This window comes from Plantactinospora endophytica (assembly GCF_016862915.1).
In the GTDB taxonomy this organism is placed as follows: domain Bacteria; phylum Actinomycetota; class Actinomycetes; order Mycobacteriales; family Micromonosporaceae; genus Plantactinospora; species Plantactinospora endophytica.
On record NZ_BONW01000005.1, the window covers coordinates 252,292 to 269,156 of the forward strand.

Below are 16,865 nucleotides of genomic sequence, written 5' to 3' on the forward strand. Positions count from 1 at the left end.
CGTCCACGGCGACCTCTGGCGGAACGTCGGCGTCATCTGCGGCGACCTCCGGCGAGACGTCCTCGTCGTCCACGTCGCGGGGTGGAGTTCGCCCGCCCGACCAGCCGGACCGGCCCGCTGAGCGCCCCGCTGACCGGCCCGGACGTCCCACGGACCAGGCTCGCTGACCCACCGCGTGCGGCGGGACCGGTGTGCCAATTGTGCCCGCTGTGGCATCGGTGTCGCCTGGGTCGGCCGCGTCCCGCTGGTTATGCTGGTACGGCCTTCGCGCTCGGTCCGGTCGCGGGGGCGTTTTCGTGTGGTCGGCTACCTGGCCGTCGAGGTGTGGTCGGCTACCTGGCCGTCGGAGGGGAGTGTTGCGTGGGGGCCCGACTGCCGGTTCTCGAGTCGTTCCCGGCGCTGCGGGCGTGGCAGCGCAAGGCGTTGGTGGAATATCTCCGGCGCCGCTCCGAGGACTTCATGGCCGTCGCCACGCCCGGTGCCGGCAAGACCACCTTCGCGCTGCGGATCGCCGCCGAACTGCTCGCCGACGGCACCGTCGAGGCGGTTACCGTGGTCGCCCCGACCGAGCACCTGAAGACCCAGTGGGCCAGCGCCGCCGCCCGGGTCGGCATCCAGCTCGACGCCGCGTTCCGCAACGCCGACCTGCACTCCTCGGCGGACTTCCACGGCGCGGTCGTCACCTACGCCCAGGTCGGCATCGCCCCGCAGGTGCACCGCCGCCGGACGATGACCCGTCGGACCCTGGTGATCCTCGACGAGGTCCACCATGCCGGCGACTCCCGGTCCTGGGGCGACGGGGTGAAGGCCGCCTTCGAGCCGGCCGTACGCCGGCTGATGCTGACCGGTACGCCGTTCCGGTCCGACGACAATCCGATCCCGTTCGTCACCTACGAGCGGGGCGGCGACGGCCTGCAACGTTCCCGGGCCGACTCCGTGTACGGCTACTCCGACGCGCTCGCCGACGGCGTGGTCCGCCCGGTGATCTTCCTAGCGTACTCGGGTGAGACGCGGTGGCGGACCAGTGCCGGGGACGAGTTGGCCGCCCGGCTCGGCGAGCCGATGACGCAGGACCTGATCGCCCAGGCGTGGCGTACGGCGCTGGATCCTGCCGGGGACTGGATGCCGCAGGTGCTGCGGGCCGCCGACGCCCGGCTCCAGGTGCTCCGGGCCGGTGGGGTCTCCGACGCCGCCGGGCTGGTGATCGCCACCGACCAGCAGTCCGCCCGCTCGTACGCCCGGCTGATCGAGCGGGTCACCGGGGAGCGCGCGGTGGTGGTGCTCTCGGACGACCAGGGCGCCTCGGACCGGATCGCCGCGTTCACCGTCTCCGACCAGCGCTGGATGGTGGCGGTACGGATGGTCTCCGAGGGGGTCGACATCCCCCGGCTGGCCGTCGGCGTCTACGCGACGAGCGCGTCCACGCCGCTGTTCTTCGCCCAGGCGATCGGGCGGTTCGTCCGGGCTCGCCGGCCGGGGGAGACCGCGTCGGTCTTCCTGCCCAGCGTGCCGCACCTGCTCGGGCTGGCCAGCGAGATGGAGGTCGAACGGGACCACGTGCTGGGCGAGCCGAAGCGGGACGACGGGCTCGACGACGACCTGCTGGAGCGGGCACAGCGCAACGAGCAGGCCAGCGGGGAGTTGGAGAAGCGGTTCGAGGCGCTTTCCGCCACCGCCGAACTGGATCAGGTGATCTTCGACGGGGCGTCCTTCGGCACCGGCGCCCAGGCCGGTACGCCGGAGGAGGAGGAATATCTCGGCCTGCCCGGCCTGCTCACCGCGGACCAGGTGGCGGTGCTGCTGAACAAGCGCCAGGCCGAGCAGTTGGCCGCCCAGCGCCGCCGGAAGGCCGGCGAGGCCGAGCCGGTGCCGGCGCCCCGGCCGGAGAGCCGTCCGCTCAGGGCGGCGGAACGGCGGGTCAACCTGCGTCGTCAGCTCAACGCGCTGGTCGCGGCGCACCATCACCGGACCGGACTGCCGCACGGCAAGATCCATGCCGAGCTGCGTCGGCGGTGCGGTGGTCCACCCAGCGCGCAGGCCACCATCGAACAGCTCGAGGAACGGATCGCCACCGTACAGACGCTGTGACCGCCGTCCCGGGACGCGATCGGCGTCGCGTTCAGGACGGGACCTGGCACTGCGTCCGAAACGCGACTCGGAGCACCGGGTCCAGGACGTGATCGGCAGCGCGTCCAGGACGATCGGCACTGTCGGGGAATAGACGACCGGAGGCGCCCGCTCGGGGCACCTCCGGTCAAACTATGTCCTGGTCGGTCTAGTTCGCCATCAGTTCGGCGCCTCGCCAGCTGAACTCGGGGTCAACCGCGTACCGGACCGTGATCTTCACGAGATCCTCGGCGTACTTGTTCGCGTGATGCCCACAGAACACCAGTTCGCTCCCACCCGCGAGGGTGATCCGGAGCTTGCCGGCGGCGTTACAGCGGTCGCACCGTTCATCGGCGGCTGGGGGAGCCACCGTCTCGGGCGGCGGCGTGAGGGTCGGGGTCATCGCCTTCCTCCTGCGGTCGTCACCGATGAACACTCTCGTCGGTCATTGCTCACCTATCGTGCAACACCCTTGTGGGGCTTGGCCTTCCCAGTGTGCCCCCGGGGGACCGATGTCACACGTGGTAGAGACAGTGTGCCGTGCCACCAGGGTGCCACGTCAACGATCACAAGTGGGGAACCAGCCGATCACCACGCGCCCGATGTACGTGTGGTGATCAGATGGACACGACTGGTTGACTTTTGGGGTCAGTCAAGATAATCGCGGAGTACCTGCGAACGGGACGGATGGCGCAGTTTCGACATCGTCTTCGACTCGATCTGCCGGATCCGCTCGCGGGTCACGCCGTACACCTGGCCGATCTCGTCCAGCGTGCGTGGTTGGCCGTCGGTCAGCCCGAAGCGCAGTCGCACGACCCCGGCCTCCCGCTCGGAGAGGGTCTGGAGCACCTGCTGGAGCTGGTCCTGGAGCAGCGAGAAGGAGACCGCGTCGACGGCGACGACCGCCTCGGAGTCCTCGATGAAGTCGCCGAGCTGGCTGTCGCCCTCGTCACCGATGGTCTGGTCGAGCGAGATCGGCTCCCGGGCGTACTGCTGGATCTCCAGTACCTTCTCGGGTGTGATGTCCATCTCCTTCGCCAGCTCCTCCGGGGTGGGCTCGCGGCCCAGGTCCTGGAGAAGCTCGCGCTGGATCCGGCCGAGCTTGTTGATCACTTCGACCATGTGTACCGGGATGCGGATGGTGCGGGCCTGGTCGGCCATGGCTCGGGTGATGGCCTGTCGGATCCACCAGGTGGCGTAGGTGGAGAACTTGTAGCCCTTGGTGTAGTCGAACTTCTCGACGGCGCGGATGAGGCCGAGGTTGCCCTCCTGGATCAGGTCGAGGAACGCCATCCCCCGCCCGGTGTACCGCTTGGCCAGCGACACCACCAGCCGCAGGTTCGCCTCCAGCAGGTGGTTCTTGGCCCGCTCGCCGTCGCGGGAGATCCACATCAGGTCGCGCTGCATCTCCCGGACGAGCTTCTCCTCGCCCTCCTCGGCGGCGCGCAGCCGCTCGGCGGCGTAGAGCCCGGCCTCGATCCGCTTGGCGAGTTCGACCTCCTGCTCGGCGTTGAGCAGCGGGACCTTGCCGATCTGCTTGAGGTAGGCCCGGACCGAGTCCGCCGAGGCGGTCAGCTCGGCGTCCCGGCGCGCCTGCTTGAGCGCCTCGGACTCCTCGTCGTCCCACTCGAAGTCGTTGTCGGTGGCCGCGTCCGCGGCGTCGGCCTCGGCCGCCTTGGTCAGCTCGGCCGGCTCCTCGACCACCACGTCCTCGATCTCGGCGGCCAGCGCCTCCGGATCGATGTCGTCACCGGGGCCGTCCGGGTCGCCCTTGCCGGGAGCGCCGGCCTTGGCGGCCTTTGCCGGGCCGGTGCCGGTGGCCTTGGTCGCGGCACGGCCGGCCTTCGCCGGGCCCTTGGCGGGCGTCTCAGCGGCCTTCGCGGCCGGCCTGGGTGCGCCGGCCGGAACCGTGCCGTCGGCCGCCAGCGTCGGCTTGCGGGCCGCCGGCTTGCGCGCCGCGCCGGCCGCCTCGTCGGCGGCGGGCGCCTGCTTCGGCGCGGGCGGCGCCGACTTCTTGGTCGCCTTGGCGGTGGTCGCCCGCGACGCGGGAGTGGCGGACCGGGCGGCGGAGACCCGGCGGCGGGTACTCGCCGAGCCGTCGACCACGACGGTGACCCCCGCGTCCGAGAGCGCACGGAGGATCTTCTTGGCCTGGGCCGGAGTCACCTCAGCAGACTCGACCGTACGCGCCAGCTCGGCCGACGTGAGCTGGCCGCCGGCGTTCTGCGCATGGGCGATCAGGGTGTCGGTGAGCGAGCGTACGTCGGCGCCGATGTGGCGGGGTTCTGTCACGAATGACCTTCCGGATGGCGATTAACGAGCACGGCCGGGATCGGCCGGCGCAGCGCTACGCGTTGTGTCGGGCCGATGTGGTTGAGGGACCCCCGTGTCCCGGGCCGTCCGGTGCTTGGCGGTCCGTGGCGCGTGGGCAGGCGTGAATTGTAGCGCCGTCTGCGGCGATCATCCCGCGCCGCACGCCGGAGACGTGGTCCGGGGCCACCGACTCGATGGGCGTGTTGACTTTGTAAGGATGATACTCGCGCCGGGGGCGGGACGTCACAGGCGTGCGGGAAGGGGACGTCATGGACGGTACGACACCGGCTCCGGAGGAGCTGCTGAAGATCGCGGTCGAGGTCGCCCGGGAGGCGGCGGAGACCGCGTACCGGATGCGCGCCGAGGGAGTGTCCGCGGTCGCCACCAAGAGCACCGTCACCGACGTGGTCACCGCGGCGGACCGGGCGGTCGAGCGGCAGGCGGTCGCGGCGCTGCGGGCGGCCCGGCCCGCCGACGCCGTGCTCGGCGAGGAGTACGGCGACGCCGACGGCGCGGGTCTGGCCGGCGGCAGTCGGGTGCGGTGGATCCTCGACCCGATCGACGGCACCGTGAACTACCTCTACGGACTGCCGCACTACGCGGTCTCGCTGGCCGTGGAGGTCGACGGAGAGGTGGTCGCCGGAGTGGTCCGGAACGCGGCCACCGGCGACGAGTGGACGGCCGTCCGGGGCGGCGGCGCCCACCGGGCCGGCCGACGGCTGGGCGGCTCGACCGAGACCGACCTCGGCCAGGCGCTGGTGGCCACCGGGTTCGGCTACGACCCGGCCCGCCGGGCGCACCAGGCCGGGGTGGTGCACCGGCTCATCCCGTACGTGCGGGACATCCGCCGGTTCGGGGTCGCGTCGATCGACCTGTGCCTGGCCGCCGAGGGGATGGTCGACGCCTACTACGAGAAGGGCCTGAACCTCTGGGACCACGCGGCCGGCGGGCTGGTCGCCGTCGAGGCCGGGCTCCGGGTCGACGGGCTGGCCGGTACCGGCCCGGGCCCGGACCTGGTGATCGCCGCACCGCCGGCCCTGTTCGGCCCACTGCACGAGCACCTGGCCCGGCTCGACGCGGCCGGCGGCCCGTGAACCGGCGACCGGTGATCCGATGGCTGGTGATCCGATGGCCGGTAGGTCGGCGGCCGGTGGCCGGGGGCCGGTGATCAGGCGGTCGGTGACCGGGCGACCGGTGACCCGGGGCGGCTGCGGGTCGGCGGCGGCCCCGGATCCGACGACTGCCCCGGGCTCAGGTCAGGTTCGGGTCGGCGCAGGTCCGCGGCGGCAACTGCGCCCCGCCGCTGCCCTGGGTCAGCGCCTGGTTGACCTCGGTGATGGTGGCCAGTTGCTTGAACTCGCCGCCGATGACCACGTCCACCACGTCGTCCTTGCGGTCGAGCTGGAACTCCGGCTCCGCCTCGTTCAGGAAGTACGCCTTGAGGACGTGGTACGAGCCGACGCCCTTCGGCCCGTACCGCAGCACCGCGACGGCGTCGTCGACGCCCTTCCGGTTCGGCTCGTCGCCGGCCTTGAGGACCTGGAACTGCCGGTTGCGGAAGTCGGTCTTCACCGTGTTGGCCAGGCCGACGGTGTCGGTCGCGTTGTAGACGTTGATCTTGATGTCCTTCGGCAGCCGCAACCGGGTGTCGGCCAGCTTGTCGCCTTCCTGGCAGTTGGTGGCGGCCTCCTTGCCGGCCTGGGTGTCCCGGACGAGAGTGACGGCGACGAACACGATGGCGATCGCCGCGAGCACGCCGACGACGAGAAGGGCTCGGACGCGCGCGAAACTCATCTGGTTGGCTCCCCGAAGCTGGTTTTGGAACAGACGCCGGCCGCCCGGCCGCGTGGGCCGCCGTGGCTACCGAGTATGCCGGTGACGCTAGCGGTTGTCCGACCGGGTGTTGAATCCGCCAGATTTGTCGGCGCGGCGACGACGATCGGCCGACCACTACCCCTATCTTCGTGTCGCCTGAGTCACATTGGGAACAACTCCGCGCGCTCGGACGTACATGCATGCCGCAGGGACGGTATACATGCCTCGCCCGAAGGGGGGTAAGGTACCCCGCTCGCCGGGGGAGTTCCGCCCGGCGGCCACGACCCGGAACGTGCGCCGGGTCGGGCGACCGGAAGTAAGGCCGGCCAGCGGGAACCGAAACAGCGTCCTCCGGCGTTACAACCGGAAGCGACTATATCGATATGGGAGAGTGAGACCGATGGCCACCGACTACGACGCCCCGCGTCGCGACGAGGTCGACCTCGGCGAGGACAGCCTGGAAGAGCTCAAGGCTCGGCGGGTCGACTCACAGTCGGCCGCAGTGGACGTCGACGAGGCCGAGGTCGCCGAGAGCTTCGAGCTGCCCGGTGCCGACCTGGCCGACGAGGAGCTCACCGTGAAGGTGCTGCCGATGCAGTCGGACGAGTTCCGCTGCGCGCGCTGCTTCCTGGTGCACCACCGCAGCCAGCTCGCGGTGGAGCGCAACGGTGAGCTGATCTGCCGCGAGTGCGCCTGACTTCCGCTGCCACGGCCGGGGTGGCTGCCCGGGACAGGGGAGCCGGTCCGCCGGGGACGGGGTGAGTCTTCCGGGACGGGGGGAGCGGCGGCCTCCACGGCTGGAGGTCGCCGCGCGTGATTCGACATGCGGGGACGGCGGGTAACTGCTTGACTCGATGCGCGTGGTGGCATGCCCCACCGACGACACGTGCTGGAGGTCATGATGAGCCGCTCCGACCGGGCGTCCGACGCTTCCTCGCCGGCACCGACCGACTCCGCCGGTCCCGGTGGCTCCGGGCGAGCCACGCCGGGCGACAGCACGGTGCCGGGCGATGACGCCGCGCCGGTCGGGGGTGACAGGTCGGCCACGCCGGCCGACCGGGACGCGACCGCCGGCAGGACGTCGTCCGGCGAACTCGTGCGCAGCGACGAGCCGGGTGCGGACGACGAGTTGAGCGCGACCGTCGCCGCGCTCACCGCCGACGAGCTGAACCAGTCGCGTCGGCGGCGGCTACTGGGCCGGCTGGTCGGCCAGGTGCGTACCGCACGACCGGGCAACCTGTTCAAGCCGAAGGCGGCGATCCGCTGGCTCACCGACACGGTGACCGAGGTCGCGCCGCACATCCCGGTGCGCGACCGGGAGACCCTGCTGCGCCACTTCGACGGCCTCGACGGTGACGCCCTGGCCGACCGGCTGATCCGCAACGCCGTACGGGCCACCGCCGGGGTGGGCGCGGCCGGTGGCGGAGTGGCGGCGGTCGAGTGGGCGGTCACCCCGACGCTGCTCTCGGCGCCGGTGCTGCTGGCCGCCGAGACCGTCGCCGTGGTCGCCATCGAACTCAAGCTGATCGGCGAACTGCACGAGGCGTACGGCGTGCGGCTGCCGGGCGCCACCAGCCAGCGCGCGGTCACCCTGGTCCGGTCCTGGGCGGCCCAGCGCGGCGTCAATCCGCTGCTGCCCGGGGTCGGCGTCGGCGCGGTGCTCGGCACGGCGGCCCGCAAGGAGTTGCGGGACCGGCTGCTGCGGCGGTTCGGGCGCAACCTGACCACCCTGGGGCCGTTCCTGACCGGGGCGGCGGTGGCCGGCTTCCTCAACGGCCGGGCCACCAAGGGACTCGGCGAGCGGGTCCGGGAGGACCTCCGCCACGGCCCCAAGGCGCTCGACGGCTAACCGGACGGGTCGGCCCGGCCCGGTGCCAGGGTCGGTCCTGCCTGTCCCAGGCCGGTCCGGTCCGATCCGTGGTCCGGTCCGATGCGTGGGCCGGCCGGGTGGCGGGCTGGTCCGGGCGCGGGTCGGCGCGGATGTCGGGCTGGTCCAGGGCGGCGGTCAGTCCGGGTCGCGGCTTAGTCCGGGGCGCGGGTCAGTTCGGGTCGCGGGTCAGTTCGGGTCGCGGGCCGCGAGGATCGCCTCGGCCAGGCGTACCGGGTGGCGGGAACTGACCACCCAGTAGGGCGTCGGGTCGGCCGGGTCGTCGAGGACCACCTGCACCGCACCGGGCACCCACGGACGCTGCACGACGAACGCCAGCGGGTCGGCGCCGACCCCGAGCACCTCCCGGCGGCCCTCGACGTCCAGCGGGATCGCGTCGGCGACGAACCGGACCGGCAGCCGGGCGTCGTCGACCAGGAGTTCCGAGTCGCGTACGGCGATCCGGATCCGGCCCAGCCAGCCGAGGCCGACGAGGGCCAGCGGCAGCAGTACCACGAACGGCAGCCAGGCGCGTACGCCGGTGGAGCCGAGCCAGAGTTCGGTGGCCAGCAGCCCGGCGGTGGCGACTCCGGCCAGCCAGAGCCACCAGGGCAGGGTCAGCCGCTCGGCGTACCCGGCCCGGGCCGGTGCGGCGGGGGCGTCGGAACTTGTCGGGGCCACGCTGGAAGGGTACGGCCCGGTGCGGCCGGTCGAAGCGGCAGGATGGGGGCAGCACCGGTGGATCCCGTGAACCTGCCAGGAGAGTGAGAGAGCGTGACGCACGTGCTGTCGGTACCCGTCCGGCGACTCGACCCCGACCTGCCGCTGCCGGCGTACGCCCATCCCGGCGACGCCGGGGCCGACCTGGTCGCCGCCGAGGAGGTCGAGATCCCGCCCGGCCAGTGGCGGCTGGTCCGGACCGGTGTCGCGCTGGCCCTGCCGGCCGGGTACGTCGGGCTGGTCCATCCGCGGTCCGGGCTGGCGGCCAGGCTCGGTGTGACGGTGCTGAACGCCCCCGGCACGGTCGACGCCGGCTACCGGGGCGAGATCCTGGTCAACCTGATCAACCACGACCGGGTCTCCCCGGCGAAGATCTCCCGGGGCGACCGGATCGCGCAGCTCGTGGTGCAGCGGGTCGAGCGGGCCGAGTTCCAGCCCGTCGACGAGCTGCCGGACTCGGTGCGCGGTGCCGGCGGGCACGGCTCGACCGGCGGGCACGCCGGGCTGGTGGGCGCCGCCGACGACCCGGGCGAGCGGGTGGCGGAGGCGGGCAGCCGGTGAACCGGTCGGAAAATGGTGCCCGGGTCGGCTGCCGGGGTACGCCGTGGCGGACAATGCGAAGCAGATCCGCCCACCCGTCAGCCGGAAACGGAAAGTAGCAGGTAAGCAGGATGATCTTCTCCCGAGGACGCGGCGGGCGCCATTCCCGCGACGAGCGGTCCGGTCGGCAGTCGGCCGACACCCAGGACCTCGCCGCCGCGGCCGAGCCCGCCGCGCCCGGCCGTGGCCCGTACGACATCGGCGACGCGCCGCCCGAGGTGCAGCGGCTCGACCTGGGCAGCCTGCGGATCCCGGCCGTGCCGGAGGTGGAGGTACGCGTCCAGGCCAACCCGGACGGCGTGATCCAGCAGGTCGTCCTGGTGCACGGCGAGAGTGCCCTCCAGCTCGGGGTCTTCGCGGCGCCGCGCACCGAGGGCATCTGGCCGGAGTGGCGGGAGGAAATCCGCACCTCGCTGGCGGCCGACGGGGTGGTGGCCGAGGAGGTCGACGGCGACCACGGCACCGAGCTGCGGGCCCGGGTCCGTACCCCGGACGGCGGCGTCGCCGACCTGCGGTTCGTCGGCGTCGACGGGCCGCGCTGGATGGTCCAGGGCGTCTACCAGGGGCGTGCGGCCAGCGACCCGGTCGCGGCCGGACCGCTCGCCGAGTGCCTGGACGGGCTCGTGGTCGACCGGGGCCAGGAGGCCAAGCCGGTCCGGGAGCCGCTGCCGCTGCGGCTGCCCCGCGAGGCGGCTGCCGGGGCCGACAGCCAGCCGGACGGCTCCGAGGGTGCCGCCAGCTCCGGCGCCCCGGTCAACGGCGTCGTCACGGGTCACCAGACCCCGCACCGGTCCGAACCGCCCCGCCGCCGGGACGGCTCCTGACCGCTGCCCCCTGCTCCCTGCCCTCCGCCGGTGACCACCCAGGGCGCCGGCACTGATCACCCGAGGCACCGGCACCGGCAATGACCACCCCGGGCACCGACAGCGGCAGCGGTGCCGGGCGGCCGGGCCGGACGTGCCGAACCGGCGTACGCTTGCGGGACGGTTTTACGGAGCCGTGTCGAGCACGTGCCGGGCGGCGCGTCGAGGAGGGTGACACCGGGTCATGGCGACCGACCAGGGCCGAGTCTCGTGGCGGAGCTTTCTGCAACGGCTGACCGCGAGCGAGGCCGAGATCGAGGCCGAGGAGCTGCTCCGGGAGAGCGCCGAGTGCGGCAGTACGCCGGCCGGGCAGTGCAGCCGGGGACAGGTGGTGTCGGTCTCGGGCCGGCTTCGTACCGTGGTCTACACGCCCAGGACGAACCTGCCGACCCTGGAGGCCGACCTCTACGACGGCAGCGACATCGTCACCCTGGTCTGGCTGGGGCGGCGGCACATCTCCGGGATCGAGCCGGGCCGGCAATTGACCGCGCGTGGTCGCATGGCGGTACGGGATGACCGTAAAGTCATCTACAACCCGTACTACGAGCTGGAGTCGCCCAAGTGAGCACGGACACCGGCGACCCCGGCCGCGACCGGAAGATACCCAGATGACCGCTGGACAGCCCCGCACCGACAGCCCGGGCAGCGACCCGAACGCCGGCCGGCCCGAGGAGGAGGAACCCCTCCCCAGCCTGAGCGAGCAGATGGCCGAGCAACTCGGCGGCTGGCGCGGGATGGTCGAGTCCAGCGTCCCGGTGGTCGTCTTCGTCGCGGTCAACATCATCACCGAGCTGCGCCCGGCGGTGATCGCCTCGGTGGCGGTCGCGGTGCTGATCGCGGTCGTCCGGCTGTTCCAGCGGCGGCCCGTCCGGCACGCGGTCAACGGCCTGGTCGGGATCGGCATCGGCGCCATGATCGCCTGGCGGACCGGGGACGAGCGGGACTTCTACCTGCCCGGCATCCTCTACGGCATCGTCTACGGCCTGGTGCTGCTCGGCTCGGCGGTGATCCGGCAGCCGCTGGTGGGCTGGATCTGGTCGATCATCGCCGCCGGTGGCCGCTCGGAGTGGCGGCAGGACCCCCGGCTGGTCCGCACCTTCACCCGACTCACCGTGCTCTGGGGCGTGGTGTGGCTGGCCAAGGTGGGCGTGCAGGCCGGGCTCTACCTCGCCAACATGGACACCGCGCTGGGCATCGCCCGGCTGCTGCTGGGCTACCCGCCGTACGCGCTGCTGTTGGTGATCACCATCTGGACGGTCCGCCGGGTGAACCGGGTGCCGACCGTACCGGCCCCGCTCGGCGGCTGACCCGCCCGACCGGGGCACAAACGGCACCCGCTCGGCCGGGGCACAAAACGGCACTCGCCCGACCGGGTCACGGAACGGCGGGGCGACGGCTGTCAGCCGTTGCTGCTGCCCCGGGTCCGCTCGACGCTGTCCGGGCCGAGGATCACCTTGCGCACCTCGTCCTCGACCTCGGCCGTACAGACGAAGATCAGCTCGTCGCCGGCCTCCAGCGGGTCGTCCGGGCTGGGCACCAGCACCCGCTTGCCGCGCAGGATGGCGGTCAGTGCCGAGTCCCGGGGCAGCGGCACGGAGTGGATCGGATGCCCGACGTACGGGGCGGTCGGTGGCAGGGTGATCTCGACCAGGTTCGCCTCGCCCTGCCGGAACGTCATCAGCCGGACCAGGTCGCCGACGGTGACCGCCTCCTCGACCAGGGCCGCCATCACCCGTGGCTTGCTGACCGCCACGTCGACGCCCCACTGGTCGGTGAAGAGCCACTCGTTCTCGGCCCGGTTGATCCGGGCCACCACCCGGGGTACGGCGAACTCCGTCTTCGCCAGCAGCGAGACCACCAGGTTGACCTTGTCGTCGCCGGTGGCGGCCACCACCACGTCGCAGCTCGCGAGGTCGGCCTCCTCGAGGCTGGCCAGCTCGCAGGCGTCGGCGAGCACCCACTCGGCCGCCGGTACCCGTTCCGGGCGGAGCATCTTCGGCTTCCGCTCGATCAGCATCACCTGGTGCCCGTTCTCGATCAGCTCCTGGGCGATCGAGCGGCCCACGTTGCCGGCGCCCGCGATGGCGACCCGCATGTCAGCGCCCTCCTTCCGGCGGCGAACCCGCCACCGTCGTCACCTGGTCGGCGATGTCGTCGGTGACCAGCATGGAGACCTGGTCGCCCTCCTGGAGCACGCTGGACGCGGTGGGCAGGGCGGCGATGCCGAACCGGGTCAGATATCCGACCCGGGCCCCGGTCGCCTCCTCCAGGCTGCGGATCGGCCGGCCGATCCAGTCGTCGTGCACCGGCACCTCGATGATCGACACGGTGCTGGTCGGGTCGCGGAAGATCTCCACGTGGCCCTCCGGCACCAGGTGCCGGACGATCCGGTCGGCGGTCCACCGGACCGTGGCCACGGTGGGGATGCCGAGCCGCTCGTAGACCTGGGCCCGCTTGGAGTCGTAGATCCGGGCCACCACCCGGGAGACGCCGTACGTCTCCCGGGCCAGCCGGGCCGAGATGATGTTGGAGTTGTCGCCGCTGGAGACGGCGGCGAAGCCGTCGGCCCGCTCGATGCCGGCCTGGCGGAGCACGTCCGCGTCGAATCCGGCGCCGGTGACGGTGATCCCGCCGAAGTCCGGGCCGAGCCGGCGGAACGCGTCCGCGTCCTGGTCGATCACGGCCACCGAATGGCCGCGCGACTCCAGGTTGTGCGCGAGGGTCGACCCGACCCGGCCGCAGCCCATGATCACGACGTGCAAGGTACGTCCTCCCGGGTCACCGCGGACCGACCCGTCCGGTGGGTGCTGTCACCCCGAGCGTAGTCATCCGTCCTCCCGCCCGTACCGCCCGACCTACCCGTGACCGGGCGCACCCTCCGGTACCGCCCGACACCCCACCCCGGAAAGATCGCCGCACCGCCCGATCAGGCGAATCCGGCGCCCGTACCCTTAGCGGTTGTGGCCAGACCCACCTCGTTAGTCAAGCGCCTGCTGCTGGGCAGACCGTTCCGGTCCGACAAGTTGCAGCACACCCTGCTGCCCAAGCGCATCGCGCTGCCGGTGTTCGCCTCCGACGCGCTCTCCAGCGTCGCGTACGCCCCGGACGAGATCCTGCTGACGCTCTCGATCGCCGGCACGTCGGCGTACCTCTTCTCGCCGTGGGTGGCCCTGGCCGTCGTCGTGGTGATGCTGACCGTGGTGGCCAGCTACCGGCAGACCGTGCACGCCTATCCCTCCGGCGGCGGCGACTACGAGGTGGCCACGGTCAACCTCGGGCCGAAGTTCGGCGTCGGGGTGGCCAGCGCGCTGCTGGTCGACTACGTGTTGACGGTGGCGGTCTCGGTCTCCTCCGGGGTGGCCAACCTGGGCTCGGTGCTGCCGTTCGTCTCCGAGCACCGGGTGGGGGTCGCGGTCACCGCGGTGATCCTGCTCACCGCGATCAACCTGCGCGGGCTGCGGGAGTCCGGCACCGCGTTCGCGATCCCGACCTACGGCTTCATCATCGTCATCGTCGGGATGATCCTCACCGGACTCGTCCGGATCTTCGTCCTCGGGCACGACCTGCGGGCGCCGAGCGCGGATCTGGTGGTCAGCGCCGAGCACGCCAACCTGACCGCCTTCGCGATGGCCTTCCTGCTGCTCCGGGCGTTCTCCTCCGGATGCGCGGCGCTGACCGGGGTGGAGGCGATCTCCAACGGCGTACCCGCGTTCAAGCCGCCGAAGAGCCGCAACGCCGCCACCACGCTGCTGCTGCTCGGCTCGGTGGCGATCGTCATGATCGTGGGCATCATCTGGCTCTCCCGGCTGACCGGTCTCCAGTTCATGGAGAACCCGGCCCGGCAGCTCGAACACGGCCCGCTCGACTACGTGCAGAAGACCGTGACGGTCCAGCTCGGCGAGGCGATCTTCGGCAACGGGATCCTGCTCTTCGTGGTGGCCGGCGCGACCGCGCTGATCCTGTTCCTGGCCGCCAACACCGCGTTCAACGGCTTCCCGGTGCTCGGCTCGATCCTGGCCCAGGACCGCTACCTGCCCCGGCAACTGCACACCCGGGGCGACCGGCTGGCGTTCTCCAACGGCATCGTCTTCCTCGCCGTCACCGCCTGCCTGCTGATCGTCGCCTTCCAGGCCGAGGTGACCCGGCTGATCCAGCTCTACATCGTCGGCGTCTTCGTGTCGTTCACGCTCTCCCAGGCCGGCATGATCCGGCACTGGAACCGGATGCTGCGTACCGAGCGGGATCCGGTGGTCCGGCGCCGGATGGTCCGGTCCCGGGGTATCAACGCCTTCGGCATGGGCCTGACCGGGGCGGTGCTGGTGATCGTGCTGATCACCAAGTTCCTGCTCGGTGCCTGGATCGCGATCGCCGCGATGGCGGTGATCTACGCCATGATGCTGGCCATCCGCCGGCACTACGACCGGATCGCCAACGAGCTGACCCCGCCCGAGGGACGGCCGGTGCTGCCGGCCCGCAACCACGCGATCGTGCTGGTCAGCAAGGTGCACCAGCCGACCCTGCGGGCCATCGCCTACGCCCAGGCGACCCGGCCGGACACGCTGACCGCGCTGACCGTGAACGTCGACGAGGTGGACACCCGGGCGGTGCAGGCGGAGTGGGAACGGCACGGGGTGCCGGTGCCGCTGACCGTGATCGACTCGCCGTACCGGGAGATCACCCGGCCGATCCTCGACTTCGTCGCGTCGGCCCGCCGGGAGTCGCCGCGCGACGTGGTCACGGTCTTCATCCCCGAGTACGTCGTCGGGCACTGGTGGGAGAACCTGCTGCACAACCAGAGCGCACTGCGGATCAAGGGGCGGCTGCTCTTCGAGCCCGGGGTGATGGTGACCAGCGTGCCGTGGCAGCTCGCCTCCACCGCCCGGAAGAACCTGGACCGGTTCGACGCGACGCTGAGCCGTGGACCGGCCCGGGGGCCGCGGGGCGGTGCCGGCGTCGGCGGGCTGCTCGGGCCGCCCCCGCCGTCGAACACCGCCGCCGCGGCACCGCCACCGCCCCCGCTGGCCGGTACCGACCTCGAAGAACCTCCGCCCGGTCCGGGCCGCGACACCGCCGGACCCCGATGAGTACGGGCGAGCGCTCGGCGGCACCGGCCCGGCTCCCCGGCGGTCCGGGCGAGGCGGAGCGGGTCGAGTTGACCGTCGGGGCGGTGGCGCACGGCGGGCACTGCGTGGCCCGGCTGGACGGGCAGGTGGTCTTCGTCCGGCACGCACTGCCGGGTGAGCGGGTGGTGGCCGAGATCACCGAGGTACGCCGGGACTTCCTGCGGGCCGACGCGGTGACCGTACTCGACGCCTCGCCGGACCGGGTCGCGCCGCCCTGCCCGTGGGCGGGGCCGGACCGGTGCGGCGGCTGCGACCTCCAGCACGTGGCACCCGCCGCCCAGCGGCACTGGAAGACCGAGGTGGTACGCGAGCAGTTGCGCCGGCTGGCCGGACTGACCCCGGAGGAGGTCACCGCGCTGGACGTCCGGGTCGACGAGCTGCCCGGCGGCCCGCTGGGCTGGCGCTCCCGGGTCCGGTACGCGGTCGACGCCGCCGGCCGGGCCGGACTGCTCAAGCACCGCTCGCACGAGGTGGTCCCGATCGACCGTTGCCGGATCGCCCGGCCGGCGATCCAGGAACTGCCGGTACTGGCGCCCAGCGGTCGACTGTGGCCCGACGCCGACCTGGTGGAGGTGGTCGCCTCCACCGGCGGCGACGTGACCGTACGCGGTCGGCGGTCCGCAGGTCCGGCCGTCGGCGGGGACCTCGGCGACGCCGCCGTCCCGCCCGCCGGTGGCCCGACCGGTGCTGACGGCGTCGGTGCTGGTGCTGGTGCTGGCGCGGCCGCCGCCGGTTCGAGCGGGTCGGGCGGCTCGGGTGGTCTGAACGGGTCGGGCGGTTCGGGTGGTCCGAGCGGGTCGGGCGGTTCGGGTGGTGCCGGGAACGGGGCGGGGGAGCGGGTCCGGGAGGTGGCGGTCGGCCGGACGTGGCGGCTGCCGCCGGAGGCGTTCTGGCAGGTACATCCGGCTGCTGCCGACACGCTGGCGGCGGCGGTGCTCGACCTGCTGGCGCCCCGGGCCGGCGAGTCCGGCTGGGACCTCTACGGCGGCGCCGGGCTGTTCGCGGCGGCGCTGGCCGACCGGGTCGGGCCGACCGGCCGGATCACCCTGGTCGAGTCGGCCGGGCCGGCGGTCGAGGCGGCCCGGGACAACCTGCGCGACCTGCCGCAGATCGAGGTGGTCCAGGCGTCGGTCGCGCCGGCGCTGCGGCGACGCCGGATCGTCGGGCCGGTCGACCTGGTGGTACTCGACCCGCCGCGCGCGGGTGCCGGCGCCGAGGTGGTCCGGGCGGTCGCGGCGGCCACCCGCCGGGCGGTGGCCTACGTGGCCTGCGACCCGGCCGCCTTCGCCCGGGACGTACGGACCTTCCGGGAGGCGGGCTGGCGGCTCGCCGCGCTGCGCGGGTACGACCTCTTCCCGATGACCCAGCACGTGGAGCTGGTGGCGTTGCTGCTGCCCGCCTCCTGAGCCAGGCTGCTGCCTCGACTGTCGACGGCGGCCGACCGGATCGGGGTCGGCC

General features: G+C 72.7%; 16 protein-coding genes. 10 read left to right on the forward strand and 6 right to left on the reverse strand.

Going from position 1 to position 16,865, the window contains the following annotated elements:
* Positions 1-360: 360 nt before the first annotated feature.
* Positions 361-2,088 carry a DEAD/DEAH box helicase gene (locus Pen02_RS08565; protein WP_203865376.1) on the forward strand — a complete coding sequence of 576 codons (1,728 nt, stop codon included), beginning with the start codon at positions 361-363 and terminating at the stop codon, positions 2,086-2,088.
* Positions 2,089-2,275: 187 nt separating this feature from the next.
* Here the strand turns inward: Pen02_RS08565 and Pen02_RS08570 are convergent, their stop codons facing one another.
* A complete protein-coding gene (locus Pen02_RS08570; protein ID WP_203860997.1) occupies positions 2,276-2,509 on the reverse strand; it encodes a DUF7455 domain-containing protein in 234 nt (77 codons plus the stop codon).
* Positions 2,510-2,754: 245 nt separating this feature from the next.
* Positions 2,755-4,398, reverse strand: coding sequence for an RNA polymerase sigma factor (locus Pen02_RS08575; RefSeq protein ID WP_203865377.1), 1,644 nt, complete (start codon positions 4,396-4,398; stop codon positions 2,755-2,757).
* Positions 4,399-4,688: 290 nt separating this feature from the next.
* Here Pen02_RS08575 and Pen02_RS08580 point away from each other — a divergent pair, with 290 nt between their 5' ends.
* Positions 4,689-5,513 (forward strand): inositol monophosphatase family protein, encoded by an 825-nt coding sequence (locus Pen02_RS08580; protein WP_203865378.1) that lies wholly within the window; start codon positions 4,689-4,691, stop codon positions 5,511-5,513.
* Between the two features lie 157 nt (positions 5,514-5,670).
* Here Pen02_RS08580 and Pen02_RS08585 read toward each other — a convergent pair whose 3' ends face one another.
* Positions 5,671-6,213, reverse strand: a complete 543-nt coding sequence (locus tag Pen02_RS08585; RefSeq protein WP_203865379.1) for a LytR C-terminal domain-containing protein — start codon at positions 6,211-6,213, stop codon at positions 5,671-5,673.
* Between the two features lie 421 nt (positions 6,214-6,634).
* Here Pen02_RS08585 and Pen02_RS08590 point away from each other — a divergent pair, with 421 nt between their 5' ends.
* Positions 6,635-6,931 carry a DUF4193 domain-containing protein gene (locus Pen02_RS08590; RefSeq protein WP_203861001.1) on the forward strand — a complete coding sequence of 99 codons (297 nt, stop codon included), beginning with the start codon at positions 6,635-6,637 and terminating at the stop codon, positions 6,929-6,931.
* A 201-nt stretch (positions 6,932-7,132) separates the two neighbouring features.
* Positions 7,133-8,083 (forward strand): hypothetical protein, encoded by a 951-nt coding sequence (locus Pen02_RS08595; RefSeq protein ID WP_372445594.1) that lies wholly within the window; start codon positions 7,133-7,135, stop codon positions 8,081-8,083.
* A gap of 207 nt (positions 8,084-8,290) precedes the next feature.
* Here the strand turns inward: Pen02_RS08595 and Pen02_RS08600 are convergent, their stop codons facing one another.
* Positions 8,291-8,782, reverse strand: a complete 492-nt coding sequence (locus Pen02_RS08600; RefSeq protein WP_203865380.1) for a DUF3093 domain-containing protein — start codon at positions 8,780-8,782, stop codon at positions 8,291-8,293.
* Between the two features lie 93 nt (positions 8,783-8,875).
* Here Pen02_RS08600 and dut point away from each other — a divergent pair, with 93 nt between their 5' ends.
* The 4 genes from dut to Pen02_RS08620 all read left to right on the forward strand — a co-directional run bounded on the left by dut (position 8,876) and on the right by Pen02_RS08620 (position 11,591).
* Positions 8,876-9,382 (forward strand): dUTP diphosphatase, encoded by a 507-nt coding sequence (gene dut, locus Pen02_RS08605; RefSeq protein ID WP_203865381.1) that lies wholly within the window; start codon positions 8,876-8,878, stop codon positions 9,380-9,382.
* A 110-nt stretch (positions 9,383-9,492) separates the two neighbouring features.
* Positions 9,493-10,245 (forward strand): DUF3710 domain-containing protein, encoded by a 753-nt coding sequence (locus Pen02_RS08610; RefSeq protein WP_203865382.1) that lies wholly within the window; start codon positions 9,493-9,495, stop codon positions 10,243-10,245.
* A 223-nt stretch (positions 10,246-10,468) separates the two neighbouring features.
* Entirely contained in the window at positions 10,469-10,849 is a 381-nt protein-coding gene (locus Pen02_RS08615; RefSeq protein ID WP_203865383.1) for an OB-fold nucleic acid binding domain-containing protein, read from the forward strand.
* A 43-nt stretch (positions 10,850-10,892) separates the two neighbouring features.
* Positions 10,893-11,591 carry a DUF3159 domain-containing protein gene (locus Pen02_RS08620; RefSeq protein WP_203865384.1) on the forward strand — a complete coding sequence of 233 codons (699 nt, stop codon included), beginning with the start codon at positions 10,893-10,895 and terminating at the stop codon, positions 11,589-11,591.
* Between the two features lie 92 nt (positions 11,592-11,683).
* Here the strand turns inward: Pen02_RS08620 and Pen02_RS08625 are convergent, their stop codons facing one another.
* Positions 11,684-12,379: a potassium channel family protein gene (locus Pen02_RS08625; RefSeq protein WP_203865385.1), complete on the reverse strand. Its 696-nt coding sequence runs from the start codon at positions 12,377-12,379 to the stop codon at positions 11,684-11,686.
* Position 12,380: 1 nt separating this feature from the next.
* Positions 12,381-13,046 (reverse strand): potassium channel family protein, encoded by a 666-nt coding sequence (locus Pen02_RS08630; protein ID WP_203865386.1) that lies wholly within the window; start codon positions 13,044-13,046, stop codon positions 12,381-12,383.
* Positions 13,047-13,244: 198 nt separating this feature from the next.
* Here Pen02_RS08630 and Pen02_RS08635 point away from each other — a divergent pair, with 198 nt between their 5' ends.
* Positions 13,245-15,368, forward strand: a complete 2,124-nt coding sequence (locus Pen02_RS08635; protein WP_203865387.1) for an APC family permease — start codon at positions 13,245-13,247, stop codon at positions 15,366-15,368.
* Complete coding sequence (locus Pen02_RS41620; RefSeq protein ID WP_239140270.1) at positions 15,365-16,813, forward strand: class I SAM-dependent RNA methyltransferase; 1,449 nt, start codon at positions 15,365-15,367, stop codon at positions 16,811-16,813. The genes Pen02_RS08635 and Pen02_RS41620 overlap by 4 nt, the downstream gene beginning before the upstream one ends.
* Positions 16,814-16,865 lie beyond the last annotated feature (52 nt).

What these genes read in the sequence shown, in the direction of transcription:
- Pen02_RS08590 (WP_203861001.1), top strand. Translation starts at nt 6,635, where the DNA reads ATGGCCACCGACTACGACGCCCCGCGTCGCGACGAGGTCGACCTCGGC.
- Pen02_RS08595 (WP_372445594.1), top strand. Translation starts at nt 7,133, where the DNA reads ATGATGAGCCGCTCCGACCGGGCGTCCGACGCTTCCTCGCCGGCACCG.
- Pen02_RS08585 (WP_203865379.1), bottom strand. Translation starts at nt 6,213, where the DNA reads ATGAGTTTCGCGCGCGTCCGAGCCCTTCTCGTCGTCGGCGTGCTCGCG.
- Pen02_RS08625 (WP_203865385.1), bottom strand. Translation starts at nt 12,379, where the DNA reads ATGCGGGTCGCCATCGCGGGCGCCGGCAACGTGGGCCGCTCGATCGCC.
- Pen02_RS41620 (WP_239140270.1), top strand. Translation starts at nt 15,365, where the DNA reads ATGAGTACGGGCGAGCGCTCGGCGGCACCGGCCCGGCTCCCCGGCGGT.
- Pen02_RS08620 (WP_203865384.1), top strand. Translation starts at nt 10,893, where the DNA reads ATGACCGCTGGACAGCCCCGCACCGACAGCCCGGGCAGCGACCCGAAC.
- Pen02_RS08610 (WP_203865382.1), top strand. Translation starts at nt 9,493, where the DNA reads ATGATCTTCTCCCGAGGACGCGGCGGGCGCCATTCCCGCGACGAGCGG.
- Pen02_RS08615 (WP_203865383.1), top strand. Translation starts at nt 10,469, where the DNA reads ATGGCGACCGACCAGGGCCGAGTCTCGTGGCGGAGCTTTCTGCAACGG.
- Pen02_RS08580 (WP_203865378.1), top strand. Translation starts at nt 4,689, where the DNA reads ATGGACGGTACGACACCGGCTCCGGAGGAGCTGCTGAAGATCGCGGTC.
- Pen02_RS08570 (WP_203860997.1), bottom strand. Translation starts at nt 2,509, where the DNA reads ATGACCCCGACCCTCACGCCGCCGCCCGAGACGGTGGCTCCCCCAGCC.